General features: G+C 58.4%; 15 protein-coding genes and 3 pseudogenes. 6 read left to right on the top strand and 12 right to left on the bottom strand.

The window, feature by feature from the left end:
* Nucleotides 1–234 precede the first annotated feature (234 nt).
* The 5 genes and pseudogenes from X738_RS89425 (at nt 235) to X738_RS0144270 (ending at nt 5,833) form a co-directional block, all read left to right on the top strand.
* A pseudogene (locus X738_RS89425) lies at nt 235–2,478 on the top strand (prolyl oligopeptidase family serine peptidase).
* A gap of 199 nt (nt 2,479–2,677) precedes the next feature.
* Nucleotides 2,678–3,358: an OmpW/AlkL family protein gene (locus tag X738_RS76905; protein WP_023803396.1), complete on the top strand. Its 681-nt coding sequence runs from the start codon at nt 2,678–2,680 to the stop codon at nt 3,356–3,358.
* Nucleotides 3,359–3,466: 108 nt separating this feature from the next.
* Nucleotides 3,467–3,835 (top strand): amino acid kinase family protein, encoded by a 369-nt coding sequence (locus tag X738_RS87830; RefSeq protein ID WP_245277845.1) that lies wholly within the window; start codon nt 3,467–3,469, stop codon nt 3,833–3,835.
* A gap of 682 nt (nt 3,836–4,517) precedes the next feature.
* Complete coding sequence (locus tag X738_RS0144265) at nt 4,518–5,315, top strand: 4'-phosphopantetheinyl transferase family protein (protein ID WP_198032929.1); 798 nt, start codon at nt 4,518–4,520, stop codon at nt 5,313–5,315.
* 290 nt (nt 5,316–5,605) lie between these two features.
* Nucleotides 5,606–5,833, top strand: coding sequence for a hypothetical protein (locus X738_RS0144270; RefSeq protein ID WP_031256838.1), 228 nt, complete (start codon nt 5,606–5,608; stop codon nt 5,831–5,833).
* A 941-nt stretch (nt 5,834–6,774) separates the two neighbouring features.
* Here X738_RS0144270 and X738_RS87835 read toward each other — a convergent pair.
* From X738_RS87835 to X738_RS83775, 3 genes and pseudogenes are all read right to left on the bottom strand, one after another.
* Nucleotides 6,775–7,180 (bottom strand): annotated as a pseudogene (locus tag X738_RS87835) (IS110 family transposase); the annotation flags it as partial.
* 37 nt (nt 7,181–7,217) lie between these two features.
* Nucleotides 7,218–7,628 carry a helix-turn-helix transcriptional regulator gene (locus X738_RS89430; protein WP_373420498.1) on the bottom strand — a complete coding sequence of 137 codons (411 nt, stop codon included), beginning with the start codon at nt 7,626–7,628 and terminating at the stop codon, nt 7,218–7,220.
* Entirely contained in the window at nt 7,618–7,863 is a 246-nt protein-coding gene (locus X738_RS83775) for a helix-turn-helix domain-containing protein (RefSeq protein ID WP_031256840.1), read from the bottom strand. Before X738_RS83775 ends, X738_RS89430 begins: the two co-directional genes overlap by 11 nt.
* 119 nt (nt 7,864–7,982) lie before the next feature.
* Here X738_RS83775 and X738_RS76925 point away from each other — a divergent pair, with 119 nt between their 5' ends.
* Nucleotides 7,983–8,258 (top strand): DNA -binding domain-containing protein, encoded by a 276-nt coding sequence (locus X738_RS76925; protein WP_023803403.1) that lies wholly within the window; start codon nt 7,983–7,985, stop codon nt 8,256–8,258.
* 12 nt (nt 8,259–8,270) lie between these two features.
* Here the strand turns inward: X738_RS76925 and X738_RS76930 are convergent, their stop codons facing one another.
* The 9 genes and pseudogenes from X738_RS76930 to X738_RS76955 form a co-directional block, all read right to left on the bottom strand.
* Complete coding sequence (locus X738_RS76930) at nt 8,271–8,765, bottom strand: DUF2285 domain-containing protein (protein WP_023803404.1); 495 nt, start codon at nt 8,763–8,765, stop codon at nt 8,271–8,273.
* Nucleotides 8,766–8,823: 58 nt separating this feature from the next.
* Nucleotides 8,824–9,081: a transcriptional regulator domain-containing protein gene (locus tag X738_RS83780; RefSeq protein ID WP_023803405.1), complete on the bottom strand. Its 258-nt coding sequence runs from the start codon at nt 9,079–9,081 to the stop codon at nt 8,824–8,826.
* 34 nt (nt 9,082–9,115) lie between these two features.
* Nucleotides 9,116–9,742 carry an acyl-homoserine-lactone synthase gene (locus tag X738_RS76935; RefSeq protein ID WP_023803406.1) on the bottom strand — a complete coding sequence of 209 codons (627 nt, stop codon included), beginning with the start codon at nt 9,740–9,742 and terminating at the stop codon, nt 9,116–9,118.
* 91 nt (nt 9,743–9,833) lie between these two features.
* Nucleotides 9,834–10,562 (bottom strand): LuxR family transcriptional regulator, encoded by a 729-nt coding sequence (locus tag X738_RS76940; protein ID WP_023803407.1) that lies wholly within the window; start codon nt 10,560–10,562, stop codon nt 9,834–9,836.
* 494 nt (nt 10,563–11,056) lie between these two features.
* Nucleotides 11,057–12,463, bottom strand: a complete 1,407-nt coding sequence (locus tag X738_RS76945) for an aminotransferase (protein ID WP_023803408.1) — start codon at nt 12,461–12,463, stop codon at nt 11,057–11,059.
* Nucleotides 12,464–12,792: 329 nt separating this feature from the next.
* Nucleotides 12,793–12,964: pseudogene (locus X738_RS83785) on the bottom strand (IS5 family transposase); the annotation flags it as partial.
* 773 nt (nt 12,965–13,737) lie between these two features.
* Nucleotides 13,738–15,177: an Asp-tRNA(Asn)/Glu-tRNA(Gln) amidotransferase GatCAB subunit A gene (locus X738_RS76950; protein ID WP_023803409.1), complete on the bottom strand. Its 1,440-nt coding sequence runs from the start codon at nt 15,175–15,177 to the stop codon at nt 13,738–13,740.
* The gene (locus X738_RS0144280) at nt 15,174–15,434 is read right to left on the bottom strand and encodes a hypothetical protein (RefSeq protein WP_051407985.1); all 261 of its coding nucleotides are present in this window, start codon (nt 15,432–15,434) and stop codon (nt 15,174–15,176) included. The genes X738_RS76950 and X738_RS0144280 overlap by 4 nt, the downstream gene beginning before the upstream one ends.
* A gap of 621 nt (nt 15,435–16,055) precedes the next feature.
* Entirely contained in the window at nt 16,056–16,553 is a 498-nt protein-coding gene (locus X738_RS76955) for an Lrp/AsnC family transcriptional regulator (RefSeq protein ID WP_023803411.1), read from the bottom strand.
* Nucleotides 16,554–16,794 lie beyond the last annotated feature (241 nt).

A 16,794-nucleotide genomic window follows, 5' to 3' on the forward strand; every position in this document is an offset into this window, starting at 1 on the left:
GACATGAGACACAGCGCCATCAGGGTGATCGCATTGTTATGACATGATTTTCTCGTTTGGCACGACACGTGCAAGGCTATCCGCAAACGCGCTGCGGCAAGGACTTAGGAGAAATCATCCCATGATAATGCGCGCCGAACATGCGGTCGCAGCCGCGAAAACTGAGCTTTCCCGGGCCGACGGAAGACTTTGCGCCTGTTTTCCAGGCGACATCACTCTTCGAGTTATCCGGGCATGACCGCATTCGATTTCCGCCCAATGCTGAATGCTCCCGACGATGATCCCTATCTTTGGCTCGAAGATGTAGAAGGCGAACGGGCACTTGACTGGGCCGCCAGCCAGTCTGCCAGGACCCTGGAGCACTTCGGTGGAACGCAATTCGAGCGGGACCATGACGCCCTGATAGCGATTTTCGATCGCCCTGACCGGATCCCCTTGAGCAGGCGCCGCGGCCAGTACCTCTACAATTTCTGGCAAGATGCCCGAAATCCGCGCGGACTGTGGCGCCGGACCACCCTTGCCGCCTACATGAAAGTGGATCTCCAGTGGGAGCTGCTGCTCGATCTGGACGCCCTCGCCGCTAGCGACGGAGAGGACTGGATCTGGCGCGGCGCGTCCCTTGAGCCGGAGAGACGGGAAAGAGCCGTTCTGCGCCTGTCGCGCGGCGGCAGCGACGCGGTCGTGCATCGCGAATTCGATCTGGGGTCTCTTAGCTTCGTCTCCGACGGTTTCAACCTCGCGGAGGCCAAGGGCGGGGTAAATTGGCTCGACCCTGACACGCTTCTGCTTTCTAGTGCGTTTGGTGATGGCATGGCCACCCGCTCCGGCTACGCGCGCACCGTGCGGCTGTGGAAGCGTGGCGCGGATCCGCTCACCGCGCCCGTAATCTTCGAGACCGGTTCCGAATCCCTCGGCGTGTCCGGCCGTCTGGACCGCACCGCCGAGAGCGAACGCCTCTGGTTCATCGAGCAGTCGACCTTCTTTGAGAAGATCGGCCGAATCGGTGACAGAAGCGGGCCGAAGATGCGGATCGACCTTCCTCGGGACGCCTCGTGGAGCGGCTTCGGCGACTGGCTGGCGGTAAAGCCGCGCAAGCAATGGACAGTGGGAGGGATGACCCATGCCGCGGACGCGCTGATCGGCATCTCGCTTTCCTCCTTCATCGCCGGCGAGCGCAGTTTTGCCATCCTCTTTGAACCAGGCGACAGGCGCTCCCTGCAGTCATTCTTCTGGAATAACGGGAAGCTCATTNAGTTTTGCCATCCTCTTTGAACCAGGCGACAGGCGCTCCCTGCAGTCATTCTTCTGGAATAACGGGAAGCTCATTATCTCCTACCTCGTCAACCTCGATCCGCGTTTCGAGATGTTCACCCCCGACCGCCAGGAATGGACGCTCCGAGCGCTGGACACCGTGCCCAGCGAAGGGACTGTTCACCTTCGGTCGCTCGATGCGGAACGTCACGAGACCAATGGAGAGGTCCTCATTTCGGCTCAGGACCCGATCACGCCACGGAAGCTTCTCCTATTAGACCTCNCACGAGACCAATGGAGAGGTCCTCATTTCGGCTCAGGACCCGATCACGCCACGGAAGCTTCTCCTATTAGACCTCGATGCCGCGGCGCCTCTCGGCGCTCCAGTAATCCTGAAGCGCAACCCGGAGAATTTCGACGCATCCGGGCTGGTGGTCACGCGCCACGAGGCAGTCTCGACCGATGGTGAGATTATCCCCTCTACGCAGGTCGGCCCGGCGAGCGGGAACGGGGATGCCCCGGTTTACCTCACCGCCTACGGTGGGTTCGGCCTATCGCTCCTGCCCTACTCCAACTCCTCGATCGGCAAGCTGTGGCTCGAACGCGGCGGCACGTGCGTGGTCGCCAACATCCGGGGCGGCGGCGAGTTCGGCAGCCGTTGGCACGACGCCGGGCGCAGACAGGGCAAGCGCCTCACCCATGACGATTTCGCCGCCGTTGCTGACGACCTCGTGCGAAGAGGCATTACACAGCCGAGGCGGATTGCCGCCGAGGGTGGCTCAAATGGCGGCCTCCTGATCGCCAATATGCTGACCCGCTATCCCGAGCTTTTCGGCGCGCTGTTCTGCACAATTCCGCTTGTCGATATGCGCCGCTACACCAAGCTTTTGGCGGGCGCGAGCTGGATTGACGAATATGGCGATCCCGACATGCCGGAGGATTGGACTTTCCTCAGGGACATCTCCGCCTATCACGCCGCGGCGCCGGGACAGCCGCTATCCGCCGATCCTGATCGCCACCACAAAGCGCGACGAGCGCGTGCACCCGGGCCATGCGCGCAAGATGGCCGCAAAGCTGCAGGCTCTCGGCTATCCCGCTTACTTCTACGAGCCCAGCGCGGGCGGGCACGGCTACGGCAAGGACAATCGGGAGCGAGCCGCATTCATCGCCCTGGGCAACAATTTCCTTCGCAGTGCGATCGGCTGGCAAGCTGATCGGGTTCGATAGGCGGGCGGACCACACAAAGGCAACGTTTCAAATTGAGCACAGGTCGATGATTGCGAGCAGGGCGCAATAACGGGTGCTCCAGTCTCATCCAAAATGAGCAGGAGCGCTCAGTCAATCTCAGTTAATTCGAGCAGGTTTTTTCATAGTGCAGTTCGTCATTTCTGAAGAGCAAGGAGAGAATAACATGGCAAGAAAGCGAATGGGCGTGGCGCTGAAAGTAGCAGCGGTGGTCGTCCTCAGTGTGGTGGGACAGCATGCCGTCGCGGCGGACCTTGAGCAAGCCGCGAGCGCCCGGCAGACAGGAGACTGGGTCACGGAAGCGCCAAGCCCTTGGCAGATCCGCCTGCGTGCGTTGGGGGTCATCACTGAGGATTCGGGCTACGTTAATACGGTGCCCGGCTCCGGTCTTTCCTATTCAAACACTGTGACGCCGGAACTCGATATCTCATATTTCTTCACCGACAACATCGCCACGGAGCTCATACTCGGCACCACCTACGCCAACATCGACGGCCAAGGAACGATCGGCGGGCTGGGCAATATCGGCAAGGTTTGGTTGCTGCCGCCTACGCTCACATTGCAGTATCATTTTACCAATTTCGGCGGGTTCAAGCCCTATGTTGGCGCCGGCGTGAACTACACGATATTTTATAACCAGGATGTCGGCAGCGCCGATGCTCTCAAGATTAAGAACACGTTCGGCACCGCGCTGCAGGTCGGGTTCGACTACATGGTGGATCAGCACTGGGGCGTCAACTTCGACGTGAAGAAGCTCTTCCTGAAGCCAGACTTCGACGTCACGGTCGACGGCGCGAAGCTGACCGGCAAGGCCGCGCTCGATCCCTGGTTGATAGGCGCAGGCGTCACCTACCGTTTCTGATACCAAAGGCGACGCGGCTTGCTGACAGCCGATCTGAAATGAAGGGCGCCTCGTGCGCCCTTATACCCTCCAAGGCCGTGACGCTCAGGACAGGTGAGTTTGCGAGACGTGTCTTCACTTCCAGTGCAGCAACACTCAGCGGCAGCACCAACAAGCTCGATCCGATTGCTTTCGGCTCGCCGGCTGATAGTGAAGATTGGCTCAGCACTGATCGGCGATCCAGAAACCGGAGAAATACGCGGTTCTTGGCTTGAGACACTAATAGAGGATGTCGTCCGATTTTTCGCACGCGGGCAGCAGGTGATCATCGTCACGTCTGGTGCTGTCGCGGTCGGCTCAAGTCACTTCAACCATCTGGACAGATCTCTGCGAGTTGAGGAGAAACAAACGGCCGCCGCTATCGGTCAGGTTCAACTCATGCGTGCCTATGAACGAAGTTTTAAACGCCATGGCTTGGCGTTGGGCAAATACTATTGACCCGCGAAGATATAGACGATCAGCATCGCCGCCTCAATGCGGTTTTCAACCATTCAACAACTTCTCAAAGTTGGCGCCGTACCCATTTTCAACGAGAACGACACGACCGCAACGGCGGTCGCACGCACTCGGACACGCCGGCGCCGGGCCAAATCCAGGTGCATGGAAGGTCGCTTGTGCCGCGACTTTCTCACCGCCTCTTACGAGCAAGATTGACTGACGGCAGCGCCCGATCCAAGTATCTGCGGCTGCGGGTGGCGCGCATGTTTCAGGGGCTTCGGTTCAAAGTCGTCGTCGCACATCAACGGTCGGCCCACACCTTGAAATCGAATCATTCCTCGGATGCAACTCGACGAGTTCGCGGTGAGTTGACTTTTCCGCGGCGCACACCGAGTTCGCACAGGGCACCGACAGGCGGTCACGGTTAGATTCGTTGTCGGATCTTCGACGATGTCAGAAATGATACAGTGCTATCAGAATGATCGCACTGTTCTGAAACGGTTTTCCTAGTTGGCACAACCCATGCTCGGGCTATCCCCAAACGCGCTGCGGCACGGACTGAGGAGAAATCATCCATGTTCACGCTCGCCGAACATGCGGTCGCCACCGCGAAAACTGAGCTTTCCCGAGCCGAAGGAGAACCTTGCGTTTGTCTACGGCGATGGGGTCTAGGCTGGGCCCTGTGGCGGTGATCGCGGCCTCCAGCATGCGCGCCTCAGCCGTCAGGCACCTCACTGCTCTTTCTGCCCGTTCGCTTGGATTTCTTAAAGACGTGACCTTGCACGACACGGGATACGTCGATGCGGTTCTTGTGCATGGCCGGTTCGATTTCGAGTGCTACACGGAAGATCTGTTTCATAAGCTCGCCTTGGCCTTCCCTCCCAGCTTGTGCACGGCACTACCTTTACGCCGTGCCGAATTTCTAGCCGGTCGCGCGATGGCGGGCGCGGCGTTGCAGGCGCTGGGCCAACTTAATACTGAGATCCCCATCGGTCCCGATCGCGCCCCAGTCTGGCCAAAAGGCTCAGTTGGTTCAATCACCCATGCGCGGGGGCATTGCGCCTGTTTCGCCAAAGGCGATCCAGGCTGGCAAGCCGGTGTCGACATCGAGGAAATAGCCAGCGGCCACGCGCTGGAATCGATCCTGAGCATGACGGCTAACCAGCGTGAACGTGCCTTGATTGCACGACAGACGGCGCTCCCTCCAGATCGGCTGGCAACGCTGCTCTTTTCGGCAAAGGAAACACTTTTCAAAGGACTCTACCCGGTGGTGCGGCGCTTTTTTGGGTTCGACTGTGCTGAACTACGGACGCCCCCTGCGAACGGATGCTTGCGGCTGCACCTAACACAAACCCTTTGCAGGGAATTACCTGCGGGCGAATCCTATGACATCCGCTTTAATACCACCGCCGACTGGGTATTGACTTGGCTAGCCGTGCATCGATTACGAGGCAAGCCTGATTACCCGAGCCGCATGTAAAATATAGCGGTCTGCCCTTTCACAGCAGGTTCCGTCCGGCGGATCCTCGTCGCGCGCTCGTGAGGCGTCAGCTTTTGCAAACTATGCGCGTCGTCAGCGCCTTGCGCTGCTCAGACACACACCACTTGCTCGAACATTTCCTTGCCCGGGCGGACGAGGCTGTCGCGACCGGCCTCGGCTCGAAACGCCCAGATCCTGGTATCGGTCACCGTCCCTCGCCGAAAAGATGAATCTGAACTGACGACGGTCGCTGGTCGTGCCATCCTCCGGATCATAGAGTTCCCAAGCGCTTGCTATCGAATGCCAGCGCGCTGAATATAGCGCAGATCAGCGCGCGCCGAGTGAAGTCCCTTTCCATCCAGCTTGACGACACGGGACTTGATGACGAGGCGCGGCTGGAAGGCGGCGAAGCGGTCACGCGACGCAAGCTCACTGCAGACGCCGACACCGCGCCCGATACCGGTGCCATGGAAGGTTCCCTTGCCGCGACTTTCCCAACCACGAGCAAGATTGGCTGACGGCAGCGATCGAGGTATTTCCGGCCGGGGGTGACGCGCATTTTGCGGGGCTTCGGTTCAAAGTCTTCGTCGCGCATCAACGGCCGGCCCCCACAACTTGAACTCGAGTCATTCCTCGAGTTGGCAGCTCGACTGGTCCGCGGAAATGGGCGCCATATAATCCGGTGGTTGTGCGCCATCTGGCGTCTTGGCGGCCCTACAGTTGCTCTCATTGTCAGATCATCGACGATGTCGGGCATGAGACCCAGCGCTCTGATCGGTTGTTCTGAAACGATTTCCCGGTTGGTGCCCCACCCCGCGGACGCGCTGATCGGCATCTCGCTTTCCTCCTTCATGGCCGGCGAGCGCAGTTTTGCCATCCTCTTTGAACCAGGCGACAGGCGCTCCCTGCAGTCATTCTTCTGGAATAACGGGAAGCTCATTNAGTTTTGCCATCCTCTTTGAACCAGGCGACAGGCGCTCCCTGCAGTCATTCTTCTGGAATAACGGGAAGCTCATTTTCTCCTAGCTCGTTAACCTCGATCCGCGTTTCGAGATGTTCACCCCCGACCGCCAGGAATGGACGCGCCGAGCGCTGGACACCGTGCCTGCCCAAGGCACTGTTCACCTGGGGTCGCTCGATGCGGAACGTCACGAGACCAATGGAGAGGTCCTCATTTCGGCTCAGGACCCGATCACGCCACGNGGGTCGCTCGATGCGGAACGTCACGAGACCAATGGAGAGGTCCTCATTTCGGCTCAGGACCCGATCACGCCACGGAAGCTTCTCCTATTAGACCTCAATGCCGCGGCGCCTCTCGGCGCTCCAGTAATCCTGAAGGGCACCCCGGTGAATTTCGACGCATCCGGGCTGGTGGTGACGCGCCACGAGGCAGTCTCGACCGATGGTGAGATGATCCCCTATACGAAGGTCGGTCCCGGCGAACGGGAACGGGGATGCCCCGGTTCACCTCACCGCCTACGGCGGGTACGGCAAGTCGGTCCTGCCCCACTGGGGCCGACACCGGGAGTGGCGCCAGGCGCTGTCTGCTCTCCTTGGCCCGACGTTAAGCTATCAATCTCGGGTCCACATCTTTCAGATGTGTTTGCAACTGCGCATATTTCTTGAGCATAAGCGCGAACAGCTCCCGCCGCCAATCCGGCAGCGTCCCATCTTGCTAAGATACGCTTGAGCAGCGGTCGATCTGCACATTATTTGGCGGCGATCAGCCCATATTCTGTCGGATAGTTGCGGATCGCATTGGCGAGTGGCGTGCGATTGCGGATCAGCCTGTCGCGCAGGTCAACCAGCAGCAATGCTGGCTGGTTGTCGTCTGTCTTGACCGGTATGAAACGGCGCATCGTCGGAATTCTACGCCCTCGCATGCGCGATCGGGGTGCGTCGTCATCCTGATCGAAAAAGACCCGGTCTCTGCGGAACTCTTAGGCCAGTTTGTCGGGCCGCACGAGTTCCATGTGCAAACTCGTAGATCGTGACGATCGTCGGATTTCTGCGGCCTTTCTCCAAACCGCTTATGTACTGCTGACTGAAGCCGGAGATCTCGGCAAGTTGCTCTTGCGTCAGATGGTTCTTCTGCCTGAACCTCTGCACAGTCCGACCAACTGGCGCATGTCCATCCGCCCAAGTCAGCGGATTCCACACCGGAGGTCTCAATCCGCCCGCGGGCGGCTGCGCGGAACCGATTTTTCGGAAGGACAGCGGTGTTACACTCTGAACCGAATGCGCCGATCGCGGACAAGGCCCTGCTGAGGGCTTGTATTGAGCAATCCAAGCGCAGCGCCATCTACAGGTCACGACAGCGACGCATTTGTGCCAGAAGCTCGCAAGGATCGATATCGAGAGCCTCGGTAACGTCGAGAAACTCAATTACGTCCAGCCGACGTTCACCACCCTCGTACTTGGCCACGAAGGATTGTGGGCGGCCCAGCATATCAGCAACCTGGGTCTGGGTGACCCCTTTGGTTTTGCGCGCCGCAATCAGGCGTTTTAATAGCCGGCGCTGGCGAGCTGATCGAAGGGATTTCGGCATCAGACGAACCGGCCAAGAAGGAACCGGCTCACCGACTAATCCCAGTTTCGGATTATCCCATTTTAGGATATTGTGCCGTGCGCGCGCGGGCGCGGAATAGGTCTTAAGCGAGACATGAAATGGTAGACAGATTGTTCCAACCTGCTGTTGCCGACGAGGTCCCATGGGCGGAGAGCCTGACCGCTTACGACGATGAACACTTCACGACATATTTGAAGCTCATAGACGCATGCGCCGACAATGCGAGCGAAGAAGAGATGGCGCAGGCGATATTGGGCATCGATCCAGTGCAAGAGCCAGCGCGCGCCCAAAGGGCGGTTCGCAGCCATCTCGCGCGCGCCCACTGGCTGGTGGTGGCGGGGTACAAAGAGCTGTTCTCTGGCCAAAAGGCCTGATGGTGACAGTCGTTATAGAACAAAACGCTTATAACCACCGTTCATGAGCCAGCGCCCGCGTCTGACTGCACGGCGGACGCTGTCGCGAAGATGGTCACCGGGGTCGGCCCAGTCCTGCTCGACGCGGGCTCTGCCGAAGAGGGCAAGGCCGATTTCGCGGTGTGGTGCGCCAGCGATGGAGCCGTCGAGCGCACGCAAGACGCGGCGCAACCGCGAGCAACGGGGCTCGGTCGGAAAGAATCCTGGTTGCAGCCTGCCGGTCCAACAGAGGCTGTTCAGACATTCCAACGCGTTCAGGCGTTGCTTCAGTTCCTCTGGCGACCAGAGGACGGAGGATGTCAATCGCACAGCATCGAGGATGCTGACGCCTGAGGCTGCCAGCTGCAAGCTCCTGCCACTGTCCTCGACAAGGACGTGCTGATGCCCATCCCGCGTGACGAGTATGGAGATGCGGCAGGAGTGCGCGGTGAGATCGAGCACGTCGACCCCGCGCGGCCGCGCCGCCATTTCGGCAGCAACCGGTAAAACATGCGGACATTGCCAGGGGCACCAAAAGACGCTCGCATCAGTTCCTTTCGAGCTTGCAAAACAGAAGGCCCCACCGCGAGAGATCAACAGTGTTCGAAGGCAGGCTGATAATATCCACGGACCGGGCGTTCGTGCGTTCGGCACCGAGCAGCGCGTTCGCCAGATCCTTCTGGAAGTCCGGATTGCGCCTGAGGAATTCCCAGGCCCAGCCTCGGCTGGTCAGCCGCTCGACATAGCCATAGTCATCATCATCTTGCCTGTCCGGCCAGGCAGGGCCAGGTATTATTTCGTCCATTGCATCGTTTCCAAGAAAGGGTTGAATTCCAGGCTCAGGCGATCTTCATGACCGGTGTCCACAGTACCGGGCCCTTGAGTCCGCCATTGCGATGGAGGGCTTCCAAGCTCTCTGTTGAGACGTCGAGATATCCGGCAACGGCGCGCGTGTTGCCTATTGTTTGCGGATCGGACAGCCGTTCGAGTGGCCAGCCGGCGCGACGCAAGATCCGCTCTATGCGCAGATCCGTTACGGTTACGATGCTGCGCAGACCACGTGACAACCCAAACTCGACCATCCCGGCAAACAGCTCGTAGGTGCCAATAGCGATGCCCGCCTGTTTCGGCGCGGAAGGCGGCAGATCAAGCGCAAAACGGCTGCTTTCCCAAACCCGCGGATCTTCCGGCGCCGAACGGTCTGCAAGGAGAGCGCAGAAGCTGTCGCGCAGCATCGTCGGTCCGGTGGTCGGCAACAGGCGCACGCAACCGTCGATGCGCCCGGTGGGCGCACGCAGCAACAGGTAGTGGGGACGAAGCGCGTCGAACGGATCGACCTCATAGCCGCCGCTGAACGAAACGTCCCAATCAAGTCGATCCCTGAAGACGCGATACCGCAAGCGGTGCATCTGCTCGAGTTCGTCGCTGAACTCAGCGTAGCAATCCGGCGTGATCAACTGCATCATGATGGCCTTTCTCCCTCGCATGGATAACACCTGCGATTGAAGGCAAAGGCCGGAGTTGATACAACCTGTGCATGTGTCCAGGTTTCGGAGATCAGGTGAAGAGAGATGGCCTGGATAGTGCAAGCCGAACGGCTGCCTGAATAGCCGTCTTCACGCCAAGCTTCTTCCTGGCGTTATCCCGATGATAGGCTGCGGTGTGCCGACTGATTCCCAAGATGCGGCCGATCTCCCACGCCGTCTTTCCGCGAGCCGCCCACTTCAGACACTCGATTTCCCTTCGCGATAGGGCAACGCCATCCACGATCCTGCCGTCGGCCAACTTGCGACAGGCATGAAGATGGAAGAAGACCGCGATGAGCTGCAGCACGCGGTCATATCGGTCAATCAGCCGGAAGAACAGTGGTCGCCTTTCATCCGAGGCGAAGGTCAGTGCTGCAAACGTACCGGTGCTGTCATGGATCGGGATCGTGAAGCCGCAGTGAATGCCAAATTGCGTCGCCTCATCCATCAATTGTAGCTGCTGCGTCGACAGTTCGAGATCAGCACCGTGCGCATCCCAGTTGAATGGTCCCTGACCACCACGCGCCTGATGGATAACCGGGTCAATCTTTTCATACCGACTGTGAAGGTAGTGAGATGTCCAGGATTGAGGGTAGGTGGAAATCAGGCGCACCTTGCGGCCCTTGCCAGGCGAAGGGAAAAGATAGGCAAAAGACGGCAAATCGAGCGAAGAGGCAATCTCGCCCAGAGCGTTGCGCAGGTCCGTCGCGTCAGCGCTGTCTGCGATCTGCTCTACAAATCTATGAAAAGCGTTTTGCATAGCTAAACTGCAGTGAGTTCTCGCCCCTCACATACGAGCCAAGACGGGCCGGCCAAAGCGCAGCCATTCAGAGTTGAAGGCCCGGCCGGAGACTGAGCTCCGTGCCGGGCCGGTGCGCCTTGGGAGGGCGATATGTGCTCGTGACAGTTGTCCTCTTGGGTGGTTTGCACTTCAGGGTCGGGGTGTCTGTTTGCAGGCTGTTGAGGCTGCCTCCGTGGAAGAGCTCAGGCTCACGGTAGATTGCGGTCTACGCTCTGTGAGAGTCTCACCTCTACAATTCTGCAGCAGCCCTACGTCGCCGTCTCGGACGCCAAGGCGGCACTGTGCTTTTTGGAACTGGGGGTGCATTCCAGCACCGGCTCGCACACCCTCCATGCAAGTTGCCTTTGAGAGCGAAGAGCGTGGCTTTGCACGCACCAACTCATGACGCCACTGGGCTCCCGGAGGTGATATCCTGGTCGATCCGAGTGGGAGGCGTCATCCGTTACGTCAGATCATATCGCGCCTTCCGCCTTCAGCGCGCGATAGGTCGTATCGACTGATTTCGCGGTTGCGTCGACGATGATGTCGATCTCTTTTCGGGTAATGATCAGAGGTGGGGCGAAGCCGAGGATATCGCCATGCGGCATCGCGCGGCCTATGACACCATTTTCAAACAGGGCAGCGGCGGCGCGCACGCCGACCTGAAGTTCGGGTTCAAATGGTACCCGGCCCTTCGGATCCCGCATCAGCTCCACGGCGGATATAATGCCGACGCCGCGAACCTCGCCAACAATGGGATGTCGCTCCAGTTCGGCTTTCATGCGGGCTTGCCAATACGGTCCGACGTCCCGAACATGTTCCAGGATATTTCTTTCCTTTAGCAATTTGATATTAGCAAGCGCGGCCGCCGCGCAAAGCGTGTGACCGGAATATGTCCAGCCATGGCCAAGTGGCCCGTGCTTTTCCGTTCCTTGTTCCAACACCGACCAGACGCGGTCGCCGATAATTGACCCAGAGATGGGCAGGTAGGCGGAGCTCAAGCCCTTGGCGATGGTCACAAAATCCGGGCGCATGCCATAGAGGTGGGATCCGAATTTCTCACCGGTTCGCGCGAAGCCGCAGACCACTTCATCGGCAATAAGAAGTATATCGTACTTGTCAAGTACCCCTTGAATCGCAGCCCAATATCCCTTCGGGGGCGGAACGATGCCGCCGGTCCCAAGTACCGGTTCTCCGATGAAGGCTGCAACCGTCTCCGGGCCTTCAGCGAGGATAAGGGCTTCAAGTTCATTGGCACAGCGCCTGGAGAACGCTTCCTCATTTTCGCCGTCGTGCGCCTGGCGATAGTAATGTGGCGTCGTCGTATGGCGCACCAAATTCAAAGGCAGGTCGAAGAAATTGTGAAAGAAGGCAAGGCCTGTCAGGCTACCTGTAACCAGCCCTGACCCGTGATACCCGCGATTGCGCGAGATGATCTTCTTCTTTTCAGGGCGGCCGAGAATGTTGTTGTAGTACCAGACCAGCTTGATGTTGGTTTCATTGGCGTCGGAGCCGGAGAGGCCGAAAAAGACCCTTCGCATATTCTGACCAAAATATTCGACCACGGCCTCTGCCAAAAGGGCAACTGGCTCGGTTCCCTGGCTCGCATAGACATGGGCGAATGGCAACTCGTGCGCTTGCCGGGCGATGGCCTCGGCAATCTCCGTGCAGCCATATCCCATATTGACGCAGTAAAGCCCTCCGAAACCGTCAAGGCTCTTTCGCCCGTCGGTATCCCAGATGTACACGCCTTCTGCACCGGCCATGATCCGGTTTGGCGTCTCGCCGCGACTGTGCTTGGCCAAGTGCGTGGAGGGATGAAAGACGAAGCTTCGATCTTTCTCCCGCAGTTGCTCGGTTCCCAAATTGCTCAAACGCATCGTCCTCTCCTCGCGATTCCTCGGCTGGGAACACTCGGCCAGCCGCCCGTTGGAAACCAGCATAGTNCAAACGCATCGTCCTCTCCTCGCGATTCCTCGGCTGGGAACACTCGGCCAGCCGCCCGTTGGAAACCAGCATAGTGGCAAACGGGTCTCGGGTTTCGCGGGAATGCATACCTTTAGCCGACGAATTCACGGAATCGGCACCAATCGCCGTGAAAACCCAAGGCTTCGGGAGTTTACCGTTGCCTCAGGGCGGATAGAGGAATCGGTGAGTTGGATTTCACTGGTTTCGTCACGACAAGGCTGTAGTGACAATTTAATCATTTATAAGCGCGGTCGGCGATCACTTGGTTCGCAGCAAGCCGCTCGACTAGTCCGCAGGCAGGTGCCATGTCGTTTTGCTGACCCGGCCCGATCTCGAAGCGGACCGGCAGGCCCAGTGCATCTACGACGGAACCCACCACGTGATCGGTCGAGAGCCTGAGCTTCAGATCCCCCCCATATGAGGCACATCGTGTCAATGGTAGTGGTGACGGCCTCAGGCCGGAGCCTACTTGTCAGCGCGTCTGAGCGAGACCTGCCTCGATTCGCCCGGGTCGAAGGCCTTGAAGCTTTGTCCGATATGCCGAATGGCTGTCGCATGTCTTTCTTGGCCAGGGCCTTCCTTACAAATTCAGCCGAGGAATGGGTATCAAGGCTTCAGGCAGCCTATATCGGAGCTGCAATCTGTGAGGATATTGCCGAGCTGCGCTCAAATATGCGAGGATTGCGGATGGCACCCCGGGCATAGATCAAGGCAGTTACTCCTTCTCGACGCTGCGTGCGGGCACGTCGTTACGCAGGTTGACCCCTACGCAGTGCGCCCCATTTCTGCAAAGATTTACACCCCATTGCCGCCCGAAAAATATGGAGCGTCGACGCGGCAAATTCTGCGCAGCTTGGAATATAGCGAGCGCGAGGTCATAGAGCTTTTCGCTGCGGGCCAAGCCAGCGAAAGCTGGAGCCGCGAATATTTTACCGAGCTGATGGCTGTTATAAGCCGGCAAATGGGTGATGTTACGGTAACGGATGGTGCGGGGCTACAGCGACGGACGCACTTGCTATGCACCCGCGCCAGTCAGCTAAGCTATAAGCGCCGTCACTTCTCACCTCAGATCATCGCAAGTAGAGTCAGACAGCGCGGGTCACGGGCCACCATTTCGATCCGATAGCGGTGGTTCTTGTAGGTCGGTGCACTCATGGCCATGGGGCCCGCTAGTGCCTCAATTTTTTTACCGCTCACTCGATATCTTATCTTGAGCCGGCAACATCGGCCGCCGCTTATGCCAATCGGTCTCCTGTTGATAAGCGTCCGCCAATTTGAGAATATCTACCTCACCGAATGGACGCCCTGTAAAGGAGAGACCAATCGGCAGACCGTTTGGATCGAAACCGCAACTTACGCTTACGGTTGGAAGGCCAAGGTAGTTGAAAATCCCGGTATTGGCCCAAAGCTTAGCCGCCTTACCTTCACCGACGACTGACTGATGCTCTATATGGGTTTCCGCCAATGTCGGAATGCAGGTAGGGATGGTCGGCGTCGCAAGCACGTCAACCCTGCTAAAAACTGCTTTTGAAAACTCCCTCAGAATAGGTCCGCGCCGAGACAGGGCCTCCAAATAGTAGGTTGCAGGAATAGCATAGCCCGGGTAGACCCATGAAATATCCGTGCTCAAATCCTGCGGACGGCTGCGCATCCATTCGGCATGAATGGACGCCGCTTCGACACTATCAACGACCCCACCGTATGCCAAGATCGCATCAATAAAGGGCACTGGAACGCACTCCACTTTGACGCCACGTCTGGCTAGCAACCCGACTGCGTTGTCAAACGCGATTCCAACCGGATGATCCACGTTGTCCAAGAAATATGTGTCAGGGACGCCGATCTTAATACCCTCGGCCTTGCCCTTTAGTGCCTCCTCATAAATCGGCACACTCTCAGTCGAACTGGTTGGATCTAAGGGATCATGTCCTGCGATGACCGAGAGAATGCGGGCGCAATCCCGCGCTGTGCGGGCAAGAGGACCGACATTGTCAAGAGAGAAGGATAACGGCATCACGCCATAGCGGCTAACGCGTGTTTGTGTCGGCTTGATGCCCGTGACACCACAGGCTGCCGCCGGTAGCCGAATCGAGCCGCCCGTGTCGGATCCAAGTGCCGCATAGGTCATCCGCGCAGCTACGGCCGCACCTGATCCCGAGGAAGAGCCGCCAGGCACATAGGCCGGATTCCAAGGATTGTGACAGTCGCCGAATTCCCTGTTGTGACCAGTTCCGCCGCCTGCAAACTCAGCCATGTTGAGACCGCCGAAGCTATAGGCACCCGCCGCGTCCATGCGAGCAAGCACAGTAGCTGTCGCCAGGGGCACAAAATCCTTACGGATTCTCGAACCGCAAGTGCAAGGCTTTCCTTCCCGATAGAACATGTCCTTATGAGCCAAAGGAATTCCATGCAGGGGACCTAGCCAGTTGCCCTTCTCGAGTGCTTCGTCTGCCTTGCGCGCGAATTTGCGAGCGCCGGCATAGTCAAGCCAGATGAAAGCGTTAAGTTCTTCCCCTGCAAGCTGGATTTGAGCGAAGCACGCATCGAGGAGCTCAAGTGAAGAAACCTTTCGGTCACGAATAGCGTCGACAACCTCGGTTAAACTGAAATCAGCCAGATCGCTCATCGCGCCTGTCCCTTCGCCTCTACAAGCGCTGCGTTGAAGCTCGCCGGCTCGTCCTCGAAGCGCAAGGTGCCGCGCATGCTTTCGATCTCGTGGATCTTTTTCTCAAGCCGGGCGGCAGCACGCCTTGAATTCTCGGTAGGCGCCGAAATGCCGTGCCATATGGCGATCCACAATTCAACGCGGTCGAGAAATTCGCTGGTTTCCTCCCCTCCAACGCCGGCCGGGGTTTCGGGCGGCGGAAGAATTCCATTGGGCATCGGCAGTTCCTCCCCTTTTCCGATTTTTGTGGCCGTCGCATCAATGGCAGGATGAAGCTGTCTCATCTCAGCAACTTTCTGAATGAACATCGCACATCTCACCCAAGAGCCCCACCTTCCGCGAGCCTCGGCGATACACGACAATACCGGAGGCCGCGGCGGAGACGATAACTCGGGGGACCAGAGAGGGAGAGGGACGGGGTCTTTGTGCTGCTCTTCAATTTCTTGAGGTCCGAAACACAGTCTCTACGAGCGTCGCTAACGTCAAATGCCTTTTGTAGATTCAAGCCATCTCGAATTCAGATACCCTACCGCGCCAACATGAAAGACGAAGGTTCGGTCCTTCCCCCGCAGTTAATCGGTTCCAGATTGCTCAAACGCATCGTCCTCTCCTCGCGATTCCTCGGCTGGGAACACTCGGCCAGCCGCCCGTTGGAAACCNAGATTGCTCAAACGCATCGTCCTCTCCTCGCGATTCCTCGGCTGGGAACACTCGGCCAGCCGCCCGTTGGAAACCAGCATAGGGCAAACACGTCTTGGGTTTCGCGGGAATGCACACCTTTAGCCGACGAATTCACGGAATCGGCACCAATCGCCGCGAAAACCAAGGCTTCGGGAGTTTTACCGTTGCCTCAGGGCGGACAGAGGAATCGGTGAGTTGGATTTCACCGGTTTCGTCACGACCAGGCTGTAGTATTGCTCGATACCCAAGCCTGCCTGCAGCAATTCCTCCATGAAATCCTGATACGCAGCCATGGAAGGGGATGAAACGCGCATTAAATAGTCGATCCGCCCCCCGATGGCCCAGCAGTCAAGGATTTCCGGTATCTGTTGGATCGCAGTCTCGAAGTGCCGTTGGTCCTCAAGACGGTGACGATCCAGAACCACCTCAACCATTATAGAGATAATGCCTCCCATAAGGGCTGGACTTAGTCGGGCGTAGAACCCCTCAATGATCCCTGCGGCTTGGAGCACGCGGAGCCGCTCCGAACAAGCCGACGCCGAAAGGTGAACACGCTTTGCGAGCTCGCTTTTCGAAATCCGACCGTCTGACTGGATCTCAGAGAGAATCCGGACATCCCAAGCGTCCAGTCGCACAGGATCGGGTTTCGACTTCATGACCTTTTGCTCTCAAGCGGTGGTCGACAGCGCAATTAGTACCAATGAAGCGGACGAATGTAGTGGGCGTCATTCGTCCTCGGCCTGCAACGCTTCACTGCGAGGTGTCGAAGTCAGGGGACTGAGAGCGATCCAAACAGAAACGCTTTAGAACAGTTGGGGTATTGCCCCTGCCCCCAACCGGGCGATGACGCATTTGGAAAGGAGTGGTCGCCTGTCGGCGGCGGCCTCTTGGTAAATG

The organism is Mesorhizobium sp. L48C026A00 (assembly GCF_000502375.1).
Classification (GTDB): domain Bacteria; phylum Pseudomonadota; class Alphaproteobacteria; order Rhizobiales; family Rhizobiaceae; genus Mesorhizobium; species Mesorhizobium muleiense.